This window comes from Brevundimonas sp. (assembly GCF_030656255.1).
Taxonomy (GTDB): domain Bacteria; phylum Pseudomonadota; class Alphaproteobacteria; order Caulobacterales; family Caulobacteraceae; genus Brevundimonas.
This window is the reverse complement of sequence record NZ_JAUSOE010000039.1, coordinates 1-2,670: the sequence shown is the minus strand read 5'-3', so window position 1 is coordinate 2,670 and position 2,670 is coordinate 1. Positions and strand designations below refer to the sequence as shown.

The 2,670-nt window shown below is 66.7% G+C and carries 3 protein-coding genes and 1 pseudogene; all 4 read left to right on the top strand.

The window, feature by feature from the left end; all coding sequences use genetic code 11:
• Window positions 1-673, top strand: a pseudogene (locus Q7J26_RS04680) (methyl-accepting chemotaxis protein); the annotation flags it as partial.
• A 72-nt stretch (window positions 674-745) separates the two neighbouring features.
• Window positions 746-1,249, top strand: coding sequence for a DUF1993 family protein (locus tag Q7J26_RS04675; RefSeq protein ID WP_304935344.1), 504 nt, complete (start codon window positions 746-748; stop codon window positions 1,247-1,249).
• A gap of 150 nt (window positions 1,250-1,399) precedes the next feature.
• On the top strand, window positions 1,400-2,011 hold the full coding sequence (gene rimP, locus Q7J26_RS04670; RefSeq protein WP_304935343.1) for a ribosome maturation factor RimP: 612 nt from the start codon (window positions 1,400-1,402) through the stop codon (window positions 2,009-2,011).
• Window positions 2,011-2,670: transcription termination/antitermination protein NusA (locus Q7J26_RS04665; RefSeq protein ID WP_304935342.1), on the top strand; the 660-nt coding region annotated here is incomplete at its 3' end. The genes rimP and Q7J26_RS04665, both read left to right, overlap by 1 nt.

Here is a 2,670-nt window from a genome sequence, read left to right as displayed (position 1 = left end):
GGCCATGCAGGCGATCGAATCCTCGTCCAGCCAGATCAACCAGATCATCGGCGTGATCGACGAGATCGCCTTCCAGACCAATCTGCTGGCCCTGAACGCCGGCGTCGAGGCGGCGCGGGGCGGCGAGGCCGGTCGCGGATTTGCGGTCGTCGCATCCGAAGTGCGGGCCCTGGCCCAGCGTTCGGCGGAAGCGGCCTAGGAGATCAAGACCCTGATCTCGACCTCGACGACCCAGGTCGGTTCGGGCGTCAAACTGGTCGGTCAGACCGGCGAGGCCCTGCAACGGATCGTGGACCGGGTGGCCGAGATCGACGCCCTGGTCACGGAAATCGCAGCCTCGGCCCAGGAACAGGCGGTCGGTCTGGCCCAGGTCAATACGGCTGTGAACCAGATGGACCAGGTCACGCAGCAAAACGCGGCCATGGTCGAACAATCGACCGCCGCCAGCCATTCGCTGTCCCAGGAGGCCGAAAGCCTGCAGGCGTCGGTCGCCCAGTTCCGCGTCGGCTCGGCCTCTGCATCGATCCCGGCCCCCCGTCGGGCGTCGCCCGCTCCCGCCGCGCCGCCGACGCGCTCGCCCCACATGGCGGCCGCGCTGAAGAGCGTCGGCCGGGGCGGCGCCGCGCCCAAGGCCGCCGCGATGGCCGACGTGGACGGGTGGGAAGAGTTTTAAGGCAAAGGGCTCTGGGAGGGCTGGCGTTCCGAGGGTGAACCGCCCAGCTATGGCGCCAACCGGAGCCATAAGATGACCCTCTCCCTCTACGACGTCGCCTCGCCCATCCTGGTGCGCGGCCTGACCAACCTGTCGGGCTTTCTGGACAAGGCGTCGGCGGAAGGTTTCGACGAAGCCGTCCTGATCCAGGCTCGGCTCCATGAGGATATGCGGCCGCTGGCGTCGCAGGTCCAACTGGCGTCGGACTCGGCCAAGGGCGCCGTCGCGCGGCTGGCCGGCGTCGACAATCCGGCCATGGCCGATACCGAGACCACCTTCGCCGAACTGAAGGAGCGCATCGCCCGCACGATCGCCTTCATCGAGAGCGTGGAGCCCGCCGCCTTCGCCGGGGCCGAGACCCGGCCGGTGACGCTGAAGACGCCGAGCCGCGAGATGAATTTCGACGGCCTGGGCTATCTGACCAGCTTCGTCCTGCCCAACTTCCATTTCCACGTGACGACCGCCTACGCCATCCTGCGCAAGGAGGGCGTGCCGCTGAGCAAGATGGATTATCTGGGCCAACTGGCCCTCGTCTGACTCCCGACTTCGCCTGAAGCTGACGAAGAGGGCTGACAAGCGATCCTGAACCGCCTATATGGCGGTCCACATCGTTAGACCGGCGTCCAACGGCGTCGTTCCAAGCGGCGGCCCGGACGGACCGCCGCTTTTGTTTTGGATATTCGCCGCTTGCGCGCAAGAACCGCCCAGGACCGCCAACTGCTGGAGCTGATCGACCCCATCGCGGAGTCGCTCGGTCTCGAGATCGTGCGCGTCCGCCTGATGACCGGCTCCAAGCGCCAGCGTCTGCAGATCATGGCCGAACGCCCGTCCGACCACGACATCTCGGTCGAACAATGCGCCAAGCTGAGCCGGGCCGTGTCGGAGGTGTTCGACGCCGCCGACCCCATCGCCGGCGAATATATGCTGGAGGTTTCGTCGCCCGGCATCGACCGGCCCCTGACCCGTCCGCTCGACTTCGACCTGTTCGAGGGCGAGGAGGCGCGGCTGGAGACGGACCGGATGATCGAGGGCCGCAAGCGGTTCAAGGGCGTTCTGGCCGGCTATGAGGACGGAAACGTCCTGGTCGACCTGGACGGCGAGGAAGAGACCGCCCTGATCCCCTTCGACTGGTTGAGCGATGCGAAACTGGTCCTGACCGACGCCCTGATGAAACGGGGCGCCGCCATTCGCGCCGCGCGCGGCGAACCTGAAGACGACGGCCTGCCCGAAGGCACTCCCGAGGGCGGGGCCGCCGAAGACACAACCGACACCACGACCCCTTCTGAGGACAACGCCTGATGGCCGTCACCGGTATTTCCGCCAACCGCCTCGAACTGCTGCAGATCGCCGAGGCCGTGGCGCGCGAGAAGAACATCGAACGCGAAGTCGTCATCGAGGCGATTGAAGAAGCGATCCAGAAGGGCGCCAAGTCGCGTTACGGCGCCCATCACGACATCCGCGCCAAGATCGACCACAAGACCGGCGAACTGGCCCTGACCCGTCACGTCACCATCGTCGAGGACGATTGGATGCCGGAAGACGAGCTGGAAGAGTTCAACGACAGCGCCATGGTGCGCCTGACCGACGCCTCCAAGCGCGATCCGGAAGCCGTCGTGGGCAAGGAATATGTCGAGACCCTGCCGCCGTTCGAGTTCGGCCGCGTCCAGACCCAGATGGCCCGCCAGGTCGTGACCGGCAAGGTCCGCGAGGCCGAGCGCGCCAACCAGTACGAAGAGTTCAAGGATCGCGTCGGCGAAATCGTCAACGGCACGGTCAAGCGCGTCGAATACGGCAACACCATCGTCGACCTGGGCCGGGGCGAAGGCGTCATGCGCCGCGACCAGTCCATCCCGCGCGAAGTGTTCAACATCGGCGACCGGATCCGCACCTACATCTACGACGTCCGTCCCGAGGCCAAGGGGCCGCAGGTCATGCTGTCGCGCTCGCACCCGGGCTTC